The sequence below is a fragment of the Paenibacillus solisilvae genome (assembly GCF_042656405.1).
Lineage (GTDB): Bacteria > Bacillota > Bacilli > Paenibacillales > Paenibacillaceae > Paenibacillus_Z > Paenibacillus_Z solisilvae.
Window position 1 is genome coordinate 253,664 of the sequence record NZ_JBHSOW010000080.1, and the last position, 19,877, is coordinate 273,540.

17 protein-coding genes and 1 other annotated feature are annotated in these 19,877 nt (G+C 51.3%); of the genes, 1 reads left to right on the forward strand and 16 read right to left on the reverse strand.

Translation table 11 applies throughout. The features are described 5' to 3' along the window. Positions 1 to 43: 43 nt before the first annotated feature. The 4 genes from ACFPYJ_RS22245 to ACFPYJ_RS22260 form a co-directional block, all read right to left on the reverse strand. Positions 44 to 2,776: a ComEC/Rec2 family competence protein gene (locus tag ACFPYJ_RS22245; protein WP_379190412.1), complete on the reverse strand. Its 2,733-nt coding sequence runs from the start codon at positions 2,774 to 2,776 to the stop codon at positions 44 to 46. Between the two features lie 314 nt (positions 2,777 to 3,090). Continuing rightward, positions 3,091 to 3,621: a deoxycytidylate deaminase gene (locus tag ACFPYJ_RS22250; protein ID WP_379190413.1), complete on the reverse strand. Its 531-nt coding sequence runs from the start codon at positions 3,619 to 3,621 to the stop codon at positions 3,091 to 3,093. Positions 3,622 to 3,658: 37 nt separating this feature from the next. Then, a complete protein-coding gene (locus ACFPYJ_RS22255) occupies positions 3,659 to 4,951 on the reverse strand; it encodes a homocysteine synthase (RefSeq protein ID WP_379190414.1) in 1,293 nt (430 codons plus the stop codon). A gap of 197 nt (positions 4,952 to 5,148) precedes the next feature. Continuing rightward, positions 5,149 to 5,688, reverse strand: coding sequence for a ComEA family DNA-binding protein (locus ACFPYJ_RS22260; protein WP_379190415.1), 540 nt, complete (start codon positions 5,686 to 5,688; stop codon positions 5,149 to 5,151). 267 nt (positions 5,689 to 5,955) lie between these two features. On the opposite strand from ACFPYJ_RS22260, the gene comER reads away from it, so the two are divergent. Next, on the forward strand, positions 5,956 to 6,795 hold the full coding sequence (comER, locus tag ACFPYJ_RS22265) for a late competence protein ComER (RefSeq protein WP_379190416.1): 840 nt from the start codon (positions 5,956 to 5,958) through the stop codon (positions 6,793 to 6,795). A gap of 87 nt (positions 6,796 to 6,882) precedes the next feature. Here the strand turns inward: comER and leuS are convergent, their stop codons facing one another. The 12 genes from leuS to ACFPYJ_RS22325 form a co-directional block, all read right to left on the reverse strand. After that, complete coding sequence (gene leuS, locus ACFPYJ_RS22270; RefSeq protein WP_379190417.1) at positions 6,883 to 9,321, reverse strand: leucine--tRNA ligase; 2,439 nt, start codon at positions 9,319 to 9,321, stop codon at positions 6,883 to 6,885. A gap of 320 nt (positions 9,322 to 9,641) precedes the next feature. Then, positions 9,642 to 9,891, reverse strand: a binding site (T-box leader). A 78-nt stretch (positions 9,892 to 9,969) separates the two neighbouring features. Continuing rightward, entirely contained in the window at positions 9,970 to 10,743 is a 774-nt protein-coding gene (locus ACFPYJ_RS22275) for a class I SAM-dependent DNA methyltransferase (protein WP_379190418.1), read from the reverse strand. Between the two features lie 80 nt (positions 10,744 to 10,823). Continuing rightward, on the reverse strand, positions 10,824 to 11,774 hold the full coding sequence (locus tag ACFPYJ_RS22280; protein WP_379190419.1) for a CvfB family protein: 951 nt from the start codon (positions 11,772 to 11,774) through the stop codon (positions 10,824 to 10,826). Then, on the reverse strand, positions 11,771 to 12,118 hold the full coding sequence (gene rsfS / locus ACFPYJ_RS22285; RefSeq protein WP_379190420.1) for a ribosome silencing factor: 348 nt from the start codon (positions 12,116 to 12,118) through the stop codon (positions 11,771 to 11,773). Before rsfS ends, ACFPYJ_RS22280 begins: the two co-directional genes overlap by 4 nt. Further along, positions 12,115 to 12,690, reverse strand: a complete 576-nt coding sequence (gene yqeK / locus ACFPYJ_RS22290) for a bis(5'-nucleosyl)-tetraphosphatase (symmetrical) YqeK (RefSeq protein WP_379190421.1) — start codon at positions 12,688 to 12,690, stop codon at positions 12,115 to 12,117. The genes rsfS and yqeK overlap by 4 nt, the downstream gene beginning before the upstream one ends. Beyond that, positions 12,680 to 13,270, reverse strand: a complete 591-nt coding sequence (nadD, locus tag ACFPYJ_RS22295) for a nicotinate-nucleotide adenylyltransferase (RefSeq protein WP_379190422.1) — start codon at positions 13,268 to 13,270, stop codon at positions 12,680 to 12,682. Before nadD ends, yqeK begins: the two co-directional genes overlap by 11 nt. 63 nt (positions 13,271 to 13,333) lie before the next feature. Then, complete coding sequence (gene yhbY, locus ACFPYJ_RS22300; RefSeq protein ID WP_379190423.1) at positions 13,334 to 13,630, reverse strand: ribosome assembly RNA-binding protein YhbY; 297 nt, start codon at positions 13,628 to 13,630, stop codon at positions 13,334 to 13,336. 29 nt (positions 13,631 to 13,659) lie between these two features. Continuing rightward, on the reverse strand, positions 13,660 to 14,565 hold the full coding sequence (gene aroE / locus ACFPYJ_RS22305; RefSeq protein ID WP_379190424.1) for a shikimate dehydrogenase: 906 nt from the start codon (positions 14,563 to 14,565) through the stop codon (positions 13,660 to 13,662). A 62-nt stretch (positions 14,566 to 14,627) separates the two neighbouring features. Further along, a complete protein-coding gene (gene yqeH / locus ACFPYJ_RS22310; protein ID WP_379190425.1) occupies positions 14,628 to 15,746 on the reverse strand; it encodes a ribosome biogenesis GTPase YqeH in 1,119 nt (372 codons plus the stop codon). Then, positions 15,746 to 16,273 carry a YqeG family HAD IIIA-type phosphatase gene (locus ACFPYJ_RS22315; protein WP_379190426.1) on the reverse strand — a complete coding sequence of 176 codons (528 nt, stop codon included), beginning with the start codon at positions 16,271 to 16,273 and terminating at the stop codon, positions 15,746 to 15,748. The genes yqeH and ACFPYJ_RS22315 overlap by 1 nt, the downstream gene beginning before the upstream one ends. A gap of 123 nt (positions 16,274 to 16,396) precedes the next feature. Then, the gene (locus ACFPYJ_RS22320) at positions 16,397 to 18,622 is read right to left on the reverse strand and encodes a DUF4129 domain-containing transglutaminase family protein (protein ID WP_379190427.1); all 2,226 of its coding nucleotides are present in this window, start codon (positions 18,620 to 18,622) and stop codon (positions 16,397 to 16,399) included. Beyond that, a complete protein-coding gene (locus ACFPYJ_RS22325; RefSeq protein ID WP_379190428.1) occupies positions 18,619 to 19,872 on the reverse strand; it encodes a DUF58 domain-containing protein in 1,254 nt (417 codons plus the stop codon). Before ACFPYJ_RS22325 ends, ACFPYJ_RS22320 begins: the two co-directional genes overlap by 4 nt. Positions 19,873 to 19,877: the final 5 nt, after the last annotated feature.

Genomic DNA, 19,877 nt, shown 5'->3' on the forward strand with positions numbered 1-19,877 from the left:
AAAAAATAATTGAATCCTATCATTTAAGCAAAGAGGTGTCAAACTAATTTGGGAGCTTTTGTCTGATTTTCAGCTGATTTTTCCCGGTTATACGGAATTGAACTTCTCCGTTTAAATCCGTTCGTTTTACCCAGGCGCCTATTTCCTCAAACCGCTGCAGGACATTACGGTTCGGATGACCGTACAAATTGTTTCGTCCGACCGAAATAACCGCAACATTCGGATGCCAGTAGCTAAGCCATTCCGCCGACGATGAAGTTTTGCTCCCGTGATGCGAAACTTTAAGAACATCAATGGATTGCTCTGCTGGAGCGGACGGATGATGGGAGCGGTACTGTGCCAGCAGCGCTTGCTCTTCGACTTCATCCGCGTCTCCTGTCAGCAGAAAGGATCGTTCATAGAGATGAATCAGCAGGGCGACGCTTTGCCCGTTCTGTTCCTTGACGGTTGGAATAGCCGCATTCGCAGATGAACTGCCCGGAGCGCTCCCGATCAGCTCAATGGAAGTATGCGCATCCATTTTCCAGTTTAATCCTGCGGCGGCGGCATACAATGGAATGTCCTGAGCGATGCCGGCCTGGAGGACCGAAATGGCATCCTCAGATGGCTTGAAGGTGCCGTTCCACAATATCCGCTTGACCGGAATTTGTTCCATCACAGCTTTCAGCCCTTTGATATGATCGCTGTCCAAATGCGAGAGGACAAGCAGGTCAATAGCATGGACACCTCTTTGCTGCAGCAGCGGCACAACCACCTTCTTCCCGATTTCGAAAGGATCTCTTCTCTCTCTCCATTCATCGCCCGGCTTGCGGAACATAACCATCCCTCCGCCGTCTATCAAAATATGCTTGCCGCCGGATGTCCGGACCAGAATTGAATCCCCTTGCCCAACATCAATGAAACTAACATAGGCGTCGCGATCGTCCCAATCCGGGTAGTACGCCCAAATTAGCGGCAGAAGCAGTGCAAGGATGGATAGAAATTGTCCTGCTCTAAGGAAGAGCGCAGCCCAGCGGGATGCTGCCCCGGCTGTATAGGCTGGATGCAAGGGTTGATTCCAATAGGTGTCAAGCGGCTGTGTAACTGCATCCTCATCCGTTAACACCGGTAATCTTGGGCGAGCGGGCTTAGCATGTTGGGCGTGAAATTCCAGATCAGAAGGAAGACATTCCGGCTGCTCACCTAGAGGTGATGCGCCAGACTCGGAAACACCCTCTCTTCTAGCCCTTGCCCGTTTAAGCATACTTAAACTTAATGCCATGGCTGCATACATGCAGATCACCCATTGGATGGGCGGGGTAGCCCAGATCATGCGGAAGCTGTGCAACCGGCTTAACTTCAGTACAAAGCCGAACGTCACCGTGTTGGATATCCCTGCGGCCAATGCCAGCAGCTTACCTGCCGGATGCCAAAAAGCATCGAGAATTAACGATGCCCCGCCAAGCGGCATCACGATGAAGCTGATGAACGGTACAAGCACGAGGTTCGCCATTAGCGAAAGCAGATGAAATTGATTGAAATAATAGACTGTGAGCGGAAAGGAAATCGCCTGCGCGACAACTGTAACCGCAATAAGATCAAACCATGCTTTGGTGCGGGTGCCGCTTGGCAGCCACACACGTACAGGCGGAACGCCTAGAATGAGACCGGCGGTAACAAGAAATGAAAGCTGGAATCCGACATCGCTCAGCATGTAGGGATCCCATGCGAGCATCAATAAGGCAGCGGCGGCCAATAAATGCAGGCCGTCCTTCAGTTTGTGCATGCGGGCAGCCGCGAGGCCAAGCATAGCCATGATTCCGGCGCGAACGACCGACGGAGAGCCTCCTGCGAGCAGCACATAAAACGGCACTGCGGCGATCATGAGCAGCAGCATACGCTCGCGCGTCATGCGCAGCAGGCGCAGCAGCCCTCCAAGCACGTAGAGGAATACCGCTACGTGCAATCCGGAGATCGCCAGGATATGCGTCAGCCCCAGCTGGGAGAACTGGCGGAACCGCTCGGGGTCAAGGTCCTCGCTTATACCGAGGACAAGCCCTTTCATGTACCCGGATTGTTCACCCGGGTACAGTGCGTCCATGCGGCTGCCCAGCGCCGCGCGCATCGCGTCGATGCGGCTGAGCAGTGACGCCATGCTGAAGCGCTGGCCTGCGCTAATGTGCACGGAGGCAGCCCCGCTCGCTTTGAAGAGCCAGTGAATGCGCTGGCTCTTCAGGTAGCGGCGGTAATCGAAGCCGCCGAAGTTGGTTGCCTCGGCTGGCTGTGCGAATTCGCCGGCCAGACGGACGCGGTCGCCGCGCTGCCATTGGGCCGCGATTGCAAGTTCCGGCTGCTCGGCCAGCCGCACTTGTACGAGCAGCCGCTCGCCGAGCTCCTGCGGCGCTTTCTCGCTTGAGACGCGGACGGATTCCGCGCTCACGCGGAACTGCACGCGGTCGCCGTCGATCTCGACCGCGGAAATAATCGTCCCTGTCACTTCCGCTTCAAGCGTCTCCGCGGAAGTTCCAGGGACAGCCGCCCCTGCGGCGGCAAACAATGCGGGGACTGCAGTTGCATTGTGGGCATCCACCCACATGCGCTCCCCCGCAGCGCCGCCGAACGCGGCTAAGCATGCTGCGGCGAGCAGCCAGCTGGCTCGCCGGTGCAGCAGCAAAGCCATCAAGGCGGCAGCGAGCGCGCCGCCTGCAAGAACAACACCGCGGCCGTCAAGCCCGGCCGCAGCGCTGCTGCCAAGCACCCAGCAAATCGCGAATACAACGAGCGGTCGCCTTATCATCTTTTTCTTCAGCCTCCTTTCTTTCCTCGCTGCATCGTTCTATCCGGTCCTGATCCGCTGCAAGTTTCCTATCACAGCAATAGAAGCATTGTTAAGGTTCAAACCGGGATGCCCTCTGCACAACAAAAAACCTCCGGCTTGCGCTCTCTGAAGAATACATCCTGCTTCCGCCTGATTAAGGCGGACAAACGGATTTTCTTCCAGCAAGCGCAGCCGGAGGTTCTTCCTCACGGACCACTTTTAAGTATGATACTGACCATTTCCAGGTCAGTGACTCCCTCTTATCAAAGGTTCTTCAATCCCGGCCCCTAGCCTTATGAAATCACATTCATTCCGGCTTGAGACGGCGGCTCATAGGCCGGAAGATTACGGAATATGATCCCCTTCTGATGCATGAGCTCATTAACCTTGTCACTGTCCTTCGGGTAACCCCGATGATAGACGATTTCCTTGACTCCGCTGTTTGCAAGCATATTTGCGCATGTCCAGCAGGGCTGGTCGGTCACATAAACAGTCGAGCCTTCCCGGTCGATCCGGTCTGTGAACAAAAGCAGATTTTGCTCCGCATGAATCGTTCGGATGCAGCGCTGCTTCTTAACCATCTGCTCCTGCCCGTCAAGCAGCTTAACCTCCAGCTCCTCGACAATCATACATCCCGCTTCCGAGCAGTCCAAGACCCCCATAGGCGCGCCGTTATAGGCAGTGCCCAGCAGCTTTTTCCCCTGCACAAGCAGTGCGCCTACATGTCTGCGGGGGCAGCGAGATCGCGTCGAGACCATATATGCGATGTCCATGAAGTAAGTATCCCAATCTTTACGCGAGCTGTCATGTAATTTCGTTACCATCGTTACGCTTCTTCCTTTCATATTTCCATACTATTGCTTACTGCTGGCTGACAGCCAGCGCCTGGTTCAAATCATAAATGATATCGTCAATGCCTTCTGTCCCGACGGATAATCGAATCATTCCCGGTGCTACGCCGGCCGACTCTTGCCCTGCCTCGTCAAGCTGCTGATGCGTCGTGCTGGCGGGATGGATAATGAGCGACTTCGAATCGCCGACATTCGCCAGATGTGAGAATAACTGAACAGCATTGATGACTTTTTTGCCTGCTTCAATACCGCCCTTGATACCAAAAGTCAAAATCGCCCCTTGTCCCTTCGGCAGATACTTCTGTGCTAAATCATAGGATGGGTGACTTGGCAGACCTGGATAATTGACCCACTCTACAGCCTCATGCCCTTCTAAGAACTGAGCGGCTGCAAGCGCATTTGAGCTGTGGCGCTCCATCCTCAGATGGAGAGTTTCCAAGCCTTGCAGCAGCAGAAAGCTGTTAAACGGTGCGATTGCGGCGCCCATATCACGCAGAAGCTGAACACGCATTTTTATAATATACGCAACAGGGCCGACCGCATCCGTATATACGACCCCATGATAGCTTGAGTCCGGATTCGTTAAGCCCGGGAATTTCCCGCTTGCTTTCCAGTCGAATTTACCTCCGTCAATGACCACACCGCCAATGGATGTGCCGTGGCCCCCAATGAACTTGGTTGCCGAGTGAACGACAATATCGGCTCCATGCTCAATTGGGCGGCACAAATAAGGACTCGGAAACGTATTATCAATGATAAGCGGAATGCCATGTTTATGCGCAATCGAAGCAATCGCTTCGATATCGATGACATCCCCCTTGGGGTTTCCGATCGTCTCCGCATAGAGCGCTTTCGTATTCTCATTGATGGCCGCTTCAAAATGAAGCGGGTTCGAAGGATCAACGAATTTCACCGTAACACCAAGCTTGGGAAGGGTATTCGCAAATAAGTTGTACGTGCCGCCGTATAGACTGGTTGCCGAGACGATCTCATCACCCGCACCCGCTATGTTTAATATCGAATAGGTAATAGCTGCTTGTCCAGAAGCAACAGCCAGCGCTGCCGGCGCACCTTCAAGTGCGGCGATCCGCCTCTCGAACACATCGCTTGTCGGGTTCATAATACGGGTGTAGATGTTGCCGAATTCTTTCAACGCAAACAGATTGGCGGCATGATCGGTATCACGGAATCCGTATGAGGTCGTTTGATAAATAGGAACAGCACGGGATAGTGTCGCGGGATCCAGTTCTTGTCCGGCATGGACTGACAGCGTTTCAATAGAAAGCTTTCGTTGATCGGTCATAGATAATTCCTCCTACAAGTTTTAGTGAAACCTCTTAAGTTTCTTGCATCACAAGCTAAAAGCTAACATAGGGAGCACGGGCTTGGCTCAATGATCCTTCATCATAGATACCCTGTGAGCAAAACGGCTTCAAATGCATAAACTTACGAGAATGATGTTTGCCATCTCTTCTGACGATCCCATATATTGTCTCATAATCAGGGCTGGGCGACAATGGAGTCCTTTATTTTCTCCAGCAGTTTGGGGCCGATTCCCTTCACTCGGAGCAGATCATTCACAGAGCCGAACTGCCCGCTTTTCTCCCGGTCAGACACGATGGTTTGCGCCTTTACCGCCCCAATCCCCGGGAGTGCATCCAGCTGCTCAGCCGTCGCTTGGTTAATGTCCAGCTTACCGACTGCTTCAGTGACTTGTTTGCCGGCAGCAGAAGTTTCATCTTCAGGTTTCTTACCGCCTGTCTGGACATTTCCCGCATCCGAGAGTTTCCCTCCGGGTTGATCTGTTCCTTCTGTCGTTTGTGTTTCTTGGGCTTTGACGGCCCCTTTCTCTCCTGCTGCATCAAATGATTGATGTTCCTTTAATAGTTGTTCCACTTGACCGTTCACTGCCACCCACCCGGGAGGTTCACTTGATGCAGGCTGCAAAAGTGCTGAAACCAATAAGATTACACCAATAACAAGCACGCCAAGAACTAACAGCTGTTGACGGCTGGCCGCTTTTCTACTTGTTTTGTACATGGATTGCCTTCTTTCTAAAAAGAGTAGCTGCATGCAAATTCAAATCTGATAGCTGCAGCATCCAATCTGCGGCCTGCACTTTCTGCAAATTCCGGTCATTATGGCCGTGCCGCTGTGCATAGGGTAGTAAGAGCAGCATTTCCTTCAGCCCCGGGTTGGAAGCTGTACGGTAGGTTACCCTGCTGCTCAAGAAGAAATCTCACGCTGATAAGAATCAGATTTTAAAGGCTGCGCTTGACTTATGAACAGCGCTTAGGAGGGATTGCGATGAATGTCGGGTTTATCGGGATTGGAAGCATGGGCAGTTTACTGATTGATGCTTTCGTTCGCTCGGGAGCACTCGATCCGTATCAAATTAAAGCCAGCAACCGCACCTTTGCAAAAGCGGAGAATCTTGCGTTGCGGCATCCCGGCTTGCAAGCTGTCCGATCGAACCGAGAGGCCGCTCTCAGCCAAGACATTGTCTTCCTCTGCGTAAAACCGCATGAATACAAATCCGTCATCGATGAGCTGAAGCCCGTTATTGAGCCTGATCAGATCATCGTTTCTATTACAAGCCCGGTTATGCTGCATCAGCTTGAAGAATGTTTGCCCTGCAAGGTCGCGAAGGTCATTCCGAGCATTACCAACTTGATGTTTAGCGGAGCGACGCTCTGCATGTACGGCAGCCGGATAAAAGATGAGGATAAAACCCGGCTCAATGACCTGCTTTCCTACATCAGCGCTCCCCTTACAATCAGTGAACAGCACACTAGAGTCGTCTCCGATTTATCCAGCTGCGGCCCTGCTTTTATGGCTTACATGTTACAATGCTTTATTGATGCTGCAGTTGAGGAAACCGGCATACCGCGCGAGGAAGCGCTCCTCGTTGCCAGTGAAATGTTCTATGGAACCGGACAGCTGCTCGCAAAAGGCGGGATGACTCCGGAAGAACTGCAAACACGGGTAGCAGTCCCTGGCGGTATCACGGCAAAAGCACTCGCTCTCTTGAGCCTGGAGCTTGATGGTGTATTTAATTCCGTCATTCGGGCAACGCATGCCAAATATCGAGAGGATTTGGAGCGCGTAACCGAATCTTTATACGGCAAAGAGGTGAATGGCCCTTAACGCATGCTTTGCGTTAATAAGCCAATCACCTCTTCATTTGGCATGCTTCATCTATTACTAAAACAGCTCTTAATCGTAATCTAACGATTAACCGACGACGATATTGACAAGCTTGCCTTTGACGACAATCACTTTACGGATCGTTTTTCCTGCAATGGCTTCCGAAGTTTTGGCGGACTCTTTGGCGATGCTTTCCATTTGAGCTTCATCTGTATCAGCTGCAATGGAAATACGATCAACGATTTTGCCATTCACTTGAACTACGATTTCAACCTCTTGGTCGATTGTCCAAGCTTCTTCGAATGTTGGCCATGCAGCATAGGTGACTGAATCTGAATGTCCCAGCTTCGACCACAGCTCCTCAGCGATATGAGGCGCAAGCGGCGAGAGCATCTGCACGAAATCTGCCATCGCTTGCAGCGGCAATGAATCTGCTTTATACGCATCGTTCACGAAGATCATCAGCTGACTGATCGCCGTATTGAAGCGCAGGTTCTCATAGTCATCCGTAATTTTTTTCATTGTGCGGTGCCATGTCCGTTTGAAAGCATCGGACGCATCACCGTCTCCGATTTTCTCGTTCAGCTGCCCATTCTCGTTAATAAAAAGACGCCATACACGGCTTAGGAACCGGTACATTCCCTCAACGCCATTGGTGTTCCAAGGCTTAGTCGCTTCAAGCGGCCCCATGAACATTTCATACATACGTAAAGTATCCGCACCGTACACACTGACAATATCATCCGGATTAATAACATTTCCGCGAGATTTACTCATTTTCTCATTATTCGTACCGAGGATCATCCCTTGATTGACGAGCTTGTGGAACGGCTCTTTCGTCGCCACCACTCCAAGGTCGTACAGGACTTTATGCCAGAAACGCGCGTACAGCAAATGCAGTACCGCATGCTCAGCTCCTCCAATATAAAGATCGACCGGCAGCCATTGCTCCTGCTTCTCTTTGGAACAAATCTCCTGATCATTATGCGGATCGATGAACCGCAGGTAATACCAGCAGCTGCCTGCCCATTGCGGCATCGTATTGGTCTCGCGGCGAGCCTTCATGCCCGTTTCCGGATCGGTAGTCTCCACCCATTCCGTGACGTTCGCAAGCGGTGATTCACCCGTTCCAGACGGGGTAATCTCTTCTACATCAGGCAGTAACAAAGGCAGCTGCTCGAAAGGAACAGGCTTCATGGTGCCGTCTTCGAGGTGCAGAATCGGAATCGGCTCTCCCCAATAACGTTGACGGCTAAATAACCAGTCACGCAGACGGTAGGTGATCTTTCCTTGTCCTTTACCGCTTTCTTCGAGCCATTCAATCATACGGGCAATCGCAGATTCATTGCTTAGTCCGTCAAGGAACTCCGAATTCACATGCGGGCCGTCTCCGGCATAGGCTTCCACAGCTACATCTCCGCCTTGAACGACCGCAACGATCGGAAGATCAAACTGCTTGGCAAACTCCCAGTCACGTTGGTCATGGCCCGGGACGGCCATAATCGCGCCGGTGCCGTATCCGGCAAGAACATAATCGGCAATCCAAATCGGCACCAATGCCCCGCTTACCGGATTTACAGCATATGCTCCGGTGAACACGCCGCTTTTATCTTTGGCAAGATCCGTACGCTCCAAGTCGCTCTTGCGTGCTGCCGTTTCTTGATAAGCTTCAACAGCAGCTTGTTGTTCCGCAGTTGTAATGCGTGCAACAAGCTCATGCTCAGGCGCCAATACACAGTAGGAAGCTCCGAACAATGTATCCGGTCTTGTCGTAAATACGACAAGAGCATCGTCATGACCATCGATAGCGAAAGTCACTTCCGCACCCTTTGATTTGCCAATCCAGTTGCGCTGCATATCTTTGATGCTTTCGGTCCAATCCAGCTCTTCAAGATCCTCAAGCAAGCGCTCCGCGTACTCCGTAATCCGAAGAACCCACTGACGCATCGGTTTACGGACGACAGGGTGATTGCCTCGCTCGCTCAGACCGTTAATGACCTCTTCATTAGCAAGAACCGTTCCAAGCGCCGGACACCAGTTCACCGGTACTTCAGCTACGTATGCAAGCCCTTTATTATACAGTTGGATGAAAATCCACTGCGTCCATTTATAATAATCCGGATCAGTCGTGCTAAACTCCCGGTCCCAGTCGTAGGAGAATCCAAGTGATTTAATTTGACGGCGGAAGTTGTCGATATTCGTAAATGTGATTTCCCGCGGGTGCTCTCCCGTATTCAGCGCATGCTGCTCCGCTGGAAGTCCGAAGGCATCCCAGCCCATGGGGTGAAGCACATTGTATCCGCGCATTCTCTTGTAACGGGATACGATATCCGTTGCCGTGTAGCCTTCAGGATGACCGACATGAAGTCCCGCTCCTGAGGGATAGGGAAACATATCAAGCGCGTAAAACTTCGGCTTGCCCGGATCTTCCGTTGTTTGGAACGTTTTATTCTCATCCCAATAGCCCTGCCATTTGGGTTCAATGATTAACGGATTATAACCCTGCTGTTCTTTTTCTACTGACATTTTTGGTCCTCCTAAAAGTTTTTACGATACTTACTAAGATACTTCACTGCGAGTAAAAACTCGCTTCGGAAGCATAGGCCTAAGTTTTTACGATACTTACTAAGATACTTCACTGCGAGTAAAAACTCGCTTCGGAAGCATAGGCCTAAGTTTTTACGATACTTACCAAGATACTTCACTGCGAGTAAAAACTCACTTCGGAAGCATCGGCCATGTTTTTGCGATACATTTTCTCTGAAGCTGACGAAGTTACTTCCTGGTCGAGCTTCAAGCGAGTCCGCTTCCGCGCGCATAAAAAAACTCCCGCCCCCAGCGTAAACGCTAGGGACGAGAGGATTATTCTCCCGTGGTACCACCCTAGTTAACAGACGGCATACTTTGCCGCTGCTCACTCGAAACCCTTAACGCGGGCGAGACGGCACGCTTATCCTACGAATTTCCAGACACTTTCCGTTAGGTTCACGTACGGCTCCAAGGCGAGTTCACTTCGATGCTTGACCGGCTTGCACCACATCGCCGGCTCTCTGATCAAGCATTTTCGAAATTAATGCTCCTCTTCAACGCCAAAAAAATGAAATAATTAGTTCGATTATAATGAAGCCGCCTGCCACATGTCAAGCGGTTAACATGCCTATACCGCTAACAAACTTATTTCACAGCTGCAAAGAAGAGCCTGTCTGATTGTGAATCCGGCAATTCCAGCTTGAAATCGGCAAAGGAATCAATCCGGCTGAAGCCGGCTCTGCTGAGCGCTCTCCTTATCCAAGAAGCATCGTATGCACGCTGAACATGCACTTCCTCAATTCGGGCGAACCGCTCCTCCTTACGATCACTTTCTTTGGAGAAAATCGTCAGCCGGTGTTCAATCTCAACCCGCTCTTTATCTAGCTCACAAGTCCAGATGTAAGCAACATCCCGTTCATCGAGCACGAAAGGCTGTTCTTTTGCATAACGTTCAAGCGTCCGCGGTGGGTGAACATCAAACAGAAAGACGCCCCCAGGCTTTAATCCGTTATAGGTTGCTCGAAAAGCAGCCTCAACATCGGCTTCCTCCGTCAAATAATTCACGCAATCGCAAAAGGAAATGACCGTATCCACCAGCTCTGGCAGCTCCCATGAGCACATGTCCTGCTGCAGCCAGCGAATGGACCCGGCATTTGAACGGATCGCCTGCTGAGGCGACTCCTCCCATTTATTGCGGCCGATAGTCAGCATATCTGCGGACAAATCGATCGCGAATACATCGAATCCGGAACGGGCTAACGGAATCGCCAGACTCCCTGTACCGCAGCCGAGATCAACGACCGTCTTTGGAATCCCGTAACGTTCCCAGCTCTCCCGCGCAAACCGCAGCCAATCCGGGTATGGCATATCTTCCATAAGGCGGTCATAGACAGAGGCAAACTGCCGGTAAGCACGCATCTCTTCCCCTCATTTCAGAGTTTTAGCTAATCAAAAAGACTTCTTAAGCATCCGAAGATGCTTTGAACCGTATAGCACATCTATTCTTTCAAACCTGCTTGTCCATCAGCTGCTTCAATTCCCGCATCGGCAGCTTCAGCACCTGGCTGAGCTTCAGGCCTCAGCTTGGTCCAGCTTCCCTCTTGCATGACTAGACCTTCGCGCATCAATTTACCTACAGCGCGCTTGAAGGCGCCTTTACTGATACCGAACTTTTGCTTGATAATATCTGCCTGTGTTTCATCCGAATAAGGCATTGCTCCGCCTGGACGCTCGCGCAAGTATTCCAGAATCCGGTCGGAATCCTCCAGACGGCCGACTTGTTTAAGATGGTTCATAGACAGATTTGCACGGCCATCCTCACGGACGAAGGTAACACGGGCTCGAACCCGCTCGCCTAAACGCAGCAGTCTAGTGCGCTCATCCGCAGGAATGAAGCCGTATGCGCCAAAGCCAAGCACTCCGCCATCGATCATGACGAAGGAGCCGATCTTCAGCGTCTTTGTTACCCAGCCTTCAACCCACGTATTATGCCAGGATTCCGGAACACGGAAAGCAACCTCAGCCAGCTCTTCCTCAAAAGCTACCTTTGCCACCAGACGGCCGATTTTATCCTGAGCCAAAATAACATGTACTTCGTCGCCGCGCTTCGGTCTCAATTCCTTCAGCTCAGGCTGCTCAGATAATGGCAGCAGCAGCTGACGGCCGAGTCCCATTTCAAGAAAAGCGCCGATACGCGGATGAATATCGGCTACGGCAAGACGGGCAACCTCCCCAAGCATAATAAGCGGAGTTTTCATTGTTGCAGCAATCCGATCTTCTGAATCGAAGAAAATGAAAACATCGTACTCCTCGCCCACCTTCGGGCGATGACCGACGATTTCCGTATAATGCATGAGTACTTCCGATTCGCCGTCCGTCAAAAAATAACCATAAGGCGACACTTCACGTGCCAGCTTTAGCTTTTGAATCGTACCCGGAATCAAAGTCATGCGAATTCCACAACCTTAGCGTCGGACCAAAGACGTTCAATGTTGTAATATTCGCGTTCTTCGCGGTGAAACACATGGACGATGACATCACCGATATCAACGAGCACCCATCTTCCGGAATCCATACCTTCAATGCCCCGTACCCGTACCCCTTTGGATTCAGCCTGCTTACGAATTTCCGTCGTAATAGCCTGCACTTGTGTATCGGAATTACCATGACAAATAACAAAGTAATCCGCAACCAGCGAAATACCTGTTAAGTTTAATGCGATAATGTCATGCGCTTTCTTGTCATCTGCTGCGTTAACCACTGTACGCATTAACTGTTCTGCGTTTACTGTCATTGCTCAGCCTCCCGTATAAATAAAAGTAAATCATTTCGCGCCGCTACGGTTAACGGATAAATCCGTTTACCCTGCTGGAGCAGGTAAGAAATCGTAGAGTCAAAGCCGGCGACTAATGCTTTCTCCAAACTATGCTGGGCTATTTCCCGAATTTTATGCACCGCTGGAAAATCACGGCCGGGCTCCATATAGTCAGCGAGACAGACGATTTTGTCCATCAAAGTCATGCCTTCACGGCCCGAAGTATGATAACGGATGGCGTCCAATACATCGAGGTCTGTTACTTTGAACAGCTGCTCTGCTACGAAAGCGCCAACCGGCGCATGCCAAAGCTCCTTATCGAACTCAAGCAAATCCGCAGGCAGCCCCTCTTGACGAATAATGGATTCCATTCGCGAGGTCTGCCAATACTTGGCTACATCATGCAGAATAGCTGCTTGCTCTGCCTTCACCGGGTCTGCGCCAAATCGCTCGGCAAGAATAATCGATGTCTCCATAACACCAAGCGTATGGTTCCATCTGCGCTCAGGCATTTCGGAGCGGACTGCTTCAATCATCGCATCACGATTCATAGAGTTGATTCCTTTTTATAAAAGAATAGACCTTCTCCGGTACTAAGAAACGAATCGACTGCCCTGTTCTTACACGGCGGCGGATCTCAGTGGATGAGATTTCGATCAGCGGCATCTTGATGAGATCAATGCGGTCGCGGATGAAGGCTGGAAGCAGCGACAAGTCAATCGGTTCATCTGGACGCTCAACGCCGATAAAGCGGACAAGCCCTGCCAGCTCCTCGATCAGATGCCATTTGGGTAAATCATTCACGCGATCGGAACCAATAATAATACTGAACTCGCGGTCCGGATACAAGGCCTGCAGCGATTTGATCGAATCGATTGAGAAGCTTGTGCCGCCGCGCTCAAGCTCCACATCCATCGCACGAAAATGCGGCTGGAAATCGATAGCGCGATAAACCATTTCAAGGCGCTGCGACCCGTCTGCGCCTGGTTCATTCTCCTTGAGCGGGGGGCGGAAGGAAGGGATAAACCATACCTCATCTAGACCGCATGCTTCACGCGCCGTCTCAGCGGCAAGTAAATGTCCGTAATGTATCGGGTCAAATGTCCCGCCCATGAAACCAACTTTAATCACCTTCATCCACTCCTGATCTGCTCTCAACTGTTTAATAATTTCATCGCCCACTACAGTATATTATTACGCTCTAGGCAGCTCGATTGTTTTGTGGTCTTTGGATTCCTTATAGAGCACGATGGTTTTGCCGATTACTTGGACCAGCTCGGAACCGGATTCCTCAGCTACCCACGCTCCGACTTCCTTCGGATCATCCAGGCAATTGTTAAGCACCGATACTTTAATTAATTCACGAACCTCGATGGCTTCCACAATATGCTTAACCAGATTATCGTTGGTTCCGCCTTTGCCTACTTGGAAGATCGGGTTCAAATGATGCGCAAGCGCGCGCAAATGTCTCTTTTGTTTACCTGTCAGCATGTTCTAATTTCCTTCTTTCGTTTGGTCAATTATCGTCCATAGCCAAGCGCATCCAACACAGCCTCGCGCATCGCTTCCACAGGCGCCTCAGTTCCTGTCCAATATTCAAAGGCATAAGCCCCTTGATAGATAAACATGCCCAGACCCCCGTGGATTAAGCAGCCTCTGTGCTTGGCCTCTTCCAAAAAACGGGTCGTCATCGGATTATAGATCAGGTCGCTCGCAATCGTTCCCGGCTTGAGCCAAGATGCATCCAGCGGCGTTTCATCGACTTTTGGATACATCCCGAGCGAGGTCGTATTAATGACGATATCAGCTTCTGCGCATGCTGCCTGCAAACCCTCATTGCCAATAGCAGCAATAGCAGTTATATAGGGGCGAAAATCCTCCGCAAGCTCCTGCGCGCGCTGGGCCGTCCGGTTAGAGATGGTTACGCGGGCAACGCCTTCGCGTGCCAGCGCATACAATATGCCGCGCGTTGCACCGCCGGCACCAACGATCAGCACGTTTGACCCTGCCAGATTCGGGGCCGCTTCTTCCTTTAGCGATCTCACATAGCCGATTCCATCGGTATTGTAGCCGATTAAATGGCCTTCATTGTTGACAATCGTATTCACTGCGCCGATTGCCTTCGCACTTTCATCGATCTCATCCAGCAGCGGCATAATATCCAGCTTATGCGGAATCGTCACATTAACTCCGCGGATGCCCATTGCGCGCACGCCGGCCACAAAGTCACCTAGCTTGTCCGGCTGTACATGAAATGCTGTGTAGACTCCGTTAATTCCCCGTTCCCGGAAAGCACGGTTCATCATGACCGGCGACTTGGAATGGCGGACGGGATCACCGATTACACTGTAAAGCACGGTGTGACTGTCAACTATATGGCCTGCTGATTGATAATTAGAGATACTCTGCTGTTCCTTCGTCCCCACTGTCCGTTCACTCTCCTAAAGAGAAAAAGCTGCCGCTGCTACAAGCAGCGGCTGCTCTTCGTTTAAATAAGCGCATCCCTTAACAGGACCCGGATGCCTTTTGGCACATAAACATCAACCAAGGCGCCTAACCCGCCATTTACGTGAATCCAGCCCAGTCCTGAAATGAAGATATCCGTATCCGAACCGCGTTTAACCGTTAAACGGTGACGTGTCCACGGCGGCATCTCCTCCAGCTGCTCCTTCGTCGGAGGAGCTAGCATAACTCCCTTATGCTCGGCGAACAGCTCGTCAGCTCGTTCAAGCTTTGTCCGGTGGACGCCCAGTCCATTAGACATATAGAGAGAGAAGGACTGCCTTTCACCTTCTAAAAAGTCAAAGCGCGCAAGCGCTCCAATGAAAAGCGTCTGCTGATCGTTGAGCTGATACACCAGCTGCTTGATCGGTTTATCCGGCAGCAGCGACTGAAGCACGCCCCGCGGAACAATTTCCGTCATCCGGTGGCGGTACACAATACCGGGAGTATCGATAATTTCATTGCCGTCATCAAGCGGAATATGAATGGCATCAAGTGTTGTTCCCGGGTAACGGGAAGTCGTCAGCTCACGGTCCAAGTCGCTGTAGTCACGAATCAATCGATTGATAAGCGTTGATTTACCAACGTTCGTCGCCCCGACCACATAGACATCACGATTGCCCCGATGCTCGCTGATCGCGTCAATAACGCGCTCGAAGCCTATGTTCCGTTTCGCGCTGCAGAGCACGATATCCACGGTACGAAGCCCTTGGGCTTTCGTTTGTTTTTGCACCCAATTGAGCAGCCGGTTCTGATTAATACCCTTGGGCAGCAAATCGATTTTGTTCACGACTAGCAGAACCGGATTATTGCCGACAAACCGCTGCAGTCCCGAGATCAAACTGCCTTCAAAATCGAATAAGTCAACGATATGGACAACAAGACTGTTCGTAGCGGCAATACCGCCGAGCAGCTTGAGAAAATCATCTTGATCAATCGCGACAGAAGCCGCTTCATTGTAATTCTTAATTCGGAAGCAGCGCTGGCAGATGACAGGATCCCGCTCCAAAGCTGATTCCGGAATAAATCCCGGTCTATCAGCCGATTCCGTTTGCAGCTTCACGCCGCATCCCGCGCATGCATCTTGTTCTAATTGCTTGTTCATCACTTCTTGTGCTCCTCCTCAGGCCATAGCCCTTTTTTGCGCAGACGAGACAGGGCGACTCTCTCAATCATTCGATTAAACCGAGTCATAACGCCTTCATCGCTAGGCGCAATTGGACTTACGAGGATCGTGAAGAGCCCCATTCGCCGGCCGCCAAGTACGTCAGTCATCATCTGGTCGCCGATAACGGCCGTTTGCTCCGCAGGCAAATTAAGCAGCCCAAGCGCTTTGTGGAAGGCCCTGTTAGCCGGCTTACGCGCAGCATGAACGAACGGGATATTAAGCGGCTCCGCAAACTTAGACACCCGGGTCTGGTTATTATTCGAAACAATGACAACTTTAAAGCCGAGATCACGCACATCATCAAGCCACTTGACCAGCTCAGGTGTGGCAAGCGCTTCTCTTGCACCGACGAGTGTATTGTCCAGATCGGTAATGATTCCTCTTACACCCTGCTGTTTCAGGGTGTGCAAATCAATATTGTAAATGGTATTGACGCGCATGTGCGGCAACAGCCGTTCGAACATATGGCCCTAACTCCCTTGCTATCGCTATCACGGAAACTATACCATACTTAGGGAATTTGTTGCAAAGGCTCCTCCTATATAAATAGGCCGATAAGAGCGCTGCTTCGCTCTTATCGGCCCCTGTTAACCTAATCGCTCTCTTATAATCTTCATATTAGCGGCTGCTTGATCGGCTTCCTCCTGCGTCATCGTCTGACTGCTGTACATCGCTTTCTCGAAAGCAGCTAATACCGCATGGAATTCTTTGTGCAGAAATGTTAATCGGGTTGACCATCTGGACATCGTTTCACGGACGGTTTCGTATTCGTGATGATCCAGCCCTTTCTTGCGGCCATATCGGATCAGACGATTCGTGTCCTTCACGATTCTCTCGTTAACCGTCGTTGTCCCCCTCTTGTACCGGTGCCAGGCGGCGATGATTTGACGGTACCGAAGAGCAGCCGCACATAGAACAAGTGCGCTTACTGCAGCTGCGAATAACCACACCGGAAATTGGAAGCCGGAATCTGCAGGCTCTGAAGAATCTGCTTCTGCTGGAGCGGTTATCTCCGGAATAGGAAGCGGCGCATCCTCCGGAGCGGCATATGGATAGGCAAAGCCGGCGGTAGCTTCAAACGGCAGCCAGCCATATCCTTCAAAGTAAACTTCCACCCAGGAATGGGCATCCGCGTTGCGGACTGTATAGGTTCCCGCACCCTCCGGATTAATGTCGACGCCCGAAGATCCCTGCATGCGCATCATTTCCGGATCTACCGGTAAAGAGCCCGGAGAGTAGCCTTTGACCCATCTGGACGGAATGCCGGTTGCTCGGGTCAGCACTGCCAATGCAGTGGAGAAATAATCGCAGTAGCCCTCCTTGATCTCAAAAAGGAAGCCGTCGACAAAATCGGCGCTTTTGCGTTTGGACAGATCCGGTTCGTTCGTATAGGTGAAATTCAGCTGCAAATACGAGACCAGCTTTTTTACTTTATCGTATGGCGTTACAGCATCCTTCGTAATTTCTGCTGCAAGGTCTCTCACCCTCTGAGGCAGCTCATCCGGAAGCTGTAAATAAACGGACGGCAGATCCTTAACCGGCTCAGTTGCAGTTCCGCTTTGCAGTGAAGCTTCATCCAGAACGGCTACCTCGGAAACAATGGAATAGGTTTTGGGATACGCGGACGATCTGCCTGGCAATCTAAGCTCCCATGAGGAAGGCAGCCAGTCCAGCCGCGGCAGCGGCTGCGCGTTACCGTTCACTTCCACGACGGATTCGATTGGGCCGGCTCCGAACAGCACCGGAAATTTGTCCTTGCGTACCATTGTGAAGGTCTGTTCGATTCTCTTTACCTTGGCCGATTCAGGCCTTCCGTTCGTGACGAGCTTTTGATTACTATCAATAGAAGGTACGGGTTCCTCCTGTTTCTCTAGAAGTGATTCCTCCCAGCCTCCTCCATTATATAGAGCCTTCGTTTCTCCGCGCCAATAGCTGCGCTGCGTCGTTGTAACCGTCATGACCGGTGAATAGTCAAACTTAAAACCATTGCCGAGCTGCTCATCGTTACGGCTGTAGCCGGAGCGGCTGTCGCCTGTGCTCTTCAATATGCCGGAGCTTACGCCTTTATCCCCGACGAATGAAGCCACCTCTTCGCCGCGGGCTTCTCTCCAGGCTGTGTAAGGATCAGTCAGCAGCGGTTTAATGGAAGGAACGAACAGACCTGCTCCCATGACAAGCGTAATAATAACCAGAATCGGCAGAAACAAGCTAATCGGATATTCCAGCAGATGCTCCCAGTTGTCGGGATGCCTCTTCTTAAATGCCGAGAAATGACTGGCTACGAGCCAGCCCAGGCCAATAAAAACAATCCAGGCAATTTCATCCCATAGATAGATCGGAGTCAGCAGCGAATCCGCAAAGGTTAAGGACAGCAGCGCCAATCCTACAATCGTAATGAGGAATATCCGGCGATTTCTCATCCATACGATAATATTATAGATGGCCCAGACAGAGAGGCTGATCCATATAATAGGAGAAAGCTGCTTTACTTGAACGGCAAGAAAGTTGATCCAATCGGCCGCGTGCTTCTTATCCCCCTCGAAAGGAACCCAGACGTAGCCGGAGTAGGCGGCATTGATAGCTAGCAATAGCAGCAGCTGAACGAAACTCGAATACAGTTTCGAAGGAATGAGAACAATGGCAATCGCCGAAACGAACAGGACACCGTTCACGACAGTGAACGTCTCCTCCCACCAATAATCCCCTAAACAGCGGATCCATTGATAAATGAGTAAAGCTCCAAACACGGCAGACAGCTTGTGATACACATCGCCTGTAAGCCATTTGAAGGTAGCGCGGTATGCCTTACTCATGCACTCCCTCCTTCCAGAACATGCGGAAGCTCCTGCAGCGTCGATAGCTGATGGATGGTAAATCCGCTTCTATGCAGCATGCGCAGCCATTCCCCGGAGCGTGCATCGACACCGGCCTTAGACCCTGGAGCATCCCCCTTCAAATGAACGAGGACAGGCATAACGCCTCTGCGGCTCAGCCACTCCATTGCAAGTATAGTCTCCTCCCCAGCCTGCGGGCTGACGATAACTACTAGCGAACCGGGAGGAACAAGTGCCGTCGATTGCCGAAGTGCCCGGTAAAGCGGTGTTTCGCCATCGGCTTGAACGCGAACAAGATGATTAAGCATGAGCTCTCGTTGATCGGACTTCGAAATTGCAGCGAAGCCTTCCGTTTTCTTGCCCACTGAAACAAGCCCCATTGCCGTCGATCTGCGAAAACCGAAATCCAGCATGGAGGCGGTAACGGAAACCGCAAGCTCGAATTGATCCGGTTTTTCATAGGCGCCTGAATAACGATCAAGTACGAATACGGTACGAGGCAGAGATTCGCGCTCGAACTCCTTGGACTTCCAGTTCCCTGTCTTCGCCGTCGCATTCCAATGGATGCGGGAAAGCTTGTCTCCATAGATATATTCTCTTACGCCATTGATCTGTGTCGTTTCCTTGGAGGAAAGCCTTGATGCCGATGTGGAATACGGCCCCTTTGAGCCGCGCTTGAACAGCTGCCAGTTGCGTATCGGCACGACACGCGGGTAAACGCTGAATGATTGCTCCGATAAGAAGCTGCCGGCATGCTCGAACAATCCGAATATGTCACGTGTCGAGCATTCAGTCGGAGCGAAATGGTAGATCCCCCTCTCAAGCGGAGGAGTCGTGAAGCTGACAGAGCCTGTTCTTCTATAATTAGGTACGAAAGAGGCCTCGAAAGGTACAGCCGAACCGTTCTGAGAAAGCAGCCGATCACGAACGAGCACATAAGGAATAGGCCAAATCCCGGGAATTTGCACAGCTAAATTAACCTCAAGACGGGTTCCGGCAGTTAATGTCTGCTCGCCGGTTGTATTCAACCCGTTCACTAACCGGCGATTTCCCGACACATGTGCGATCCCGCTCCACCGGCCAAAGACCAGATAAATCACAAGCACGTTGAAGATACAAAATAACATGAATGAAGTCTTGCCGCCCTGAAACAGCAGAAATAACAAGGATATGACATAGAGTATGCCGATTACACGCCATCTCATCGTTGTCGCTCTTGCAGTAAGCATAAGCT

Coding starts and splice junctions, on each gene's coding strand:
- ACFPYJ_RS22260 (WP_379190415.1), bottom strand. CDS start 5,688: ATGTACAAAACAAGTAGAAAAGCGGCCAGCCGTCAACAGCTGTTAGTT.
- comER (WP_379190416.1), top strand. CDS start 5,956: ATGAATGTCGGGTTTATCGGGATTGGAAGCATGGGCAGTTTACTGATT.
- rsfS (WP_379190420.1), bottom strand. CDS start 12,118: ATGACAGTAAACGCAGAACAGTTAATGCGTACAGTGGTTAACGCAGCA.
- leuS (WP_379190417.1), bottom strand. CDS start 9,321: ATGTCAGTAGAAAAAGAACAGCAGGGTTATAATCCGTTAATCATTGAA.
- ACFPYJ_RS22255 (WP_379190414.1), bottom strand. CDS start 4,951: ATGACCGATCAACGAAAGCTTTCTATTGAAACGCTGTCAGTCCATGCC.
- ACFPYJ_RS22325 (WP_379190428.1), bottom strand. CDS start 19,872: ATGCTTACTGCAAGAGCGACAACGATGAGATGGCGTGTAATCGGCATA.
- yqeH (WP_379190425.1), bottom strand. CDS start 15,746: ATGAACAAGCAATTAGAACAAGATGCATGCGCGGGATGCGGCGTGAAG.
- ACFPYJ_RS22315 (WP_379190426.1), bottom strand. CDS start 16,273: ATGTTCGAACGGCTGTTGCCGCACATGCGCGTCAATACCATTTACAAT.
- ACFPYJ_RS22275 (WP_379190418.1), bottom strand. CDS start 10,743: ATGCGTGCTTACCGGCAGTTTGCCTCTGTCTATGACCGCCTTATGGAA.
- ACFPYJ_RS22280 (WP_379190419.1), bottom strand. CDS start 11,774: ATGACTTTGATTCCGGGTACGATTCAAAAGCTAAAGCTGGCACGTGAA.
- ACFPYJ_RS22250 (WP_379190413.1), bottom strand. CDS start 3,621: ATGGTAACGAAATTACATGACAGCTCGCGTAAAGATTGGGATACTTAC.
- ACFPYJ_RS22320 (WP_379190427.1), bottom strand. CDS start 18,622: ATGAGTAAGGCATACCGCGCTACCTTCAAATGGCTTACAGGCGATGTG.
- yqeK (WP_379190421.1), bottom strand. CDS start 12,690: ATGAATCGTGATGCGATGATTGAAGCAGTCCGCTCCGAAATGCCTGAG.
- ACFPYJ_RS22245 (WP_379190412.1), bottom strand. CDS start 2,776: ATGATAAGGCGACCGCTCGTTGTATTCGCGATTTGCTGGGTGCTTGGC.
- yhbY (WP_379190423.1), bottom strand. CDS start 13,630: ATGCTGACAGGTAAACAAAAGAGACATTTGCGCGCGCTTGCGCATCAT.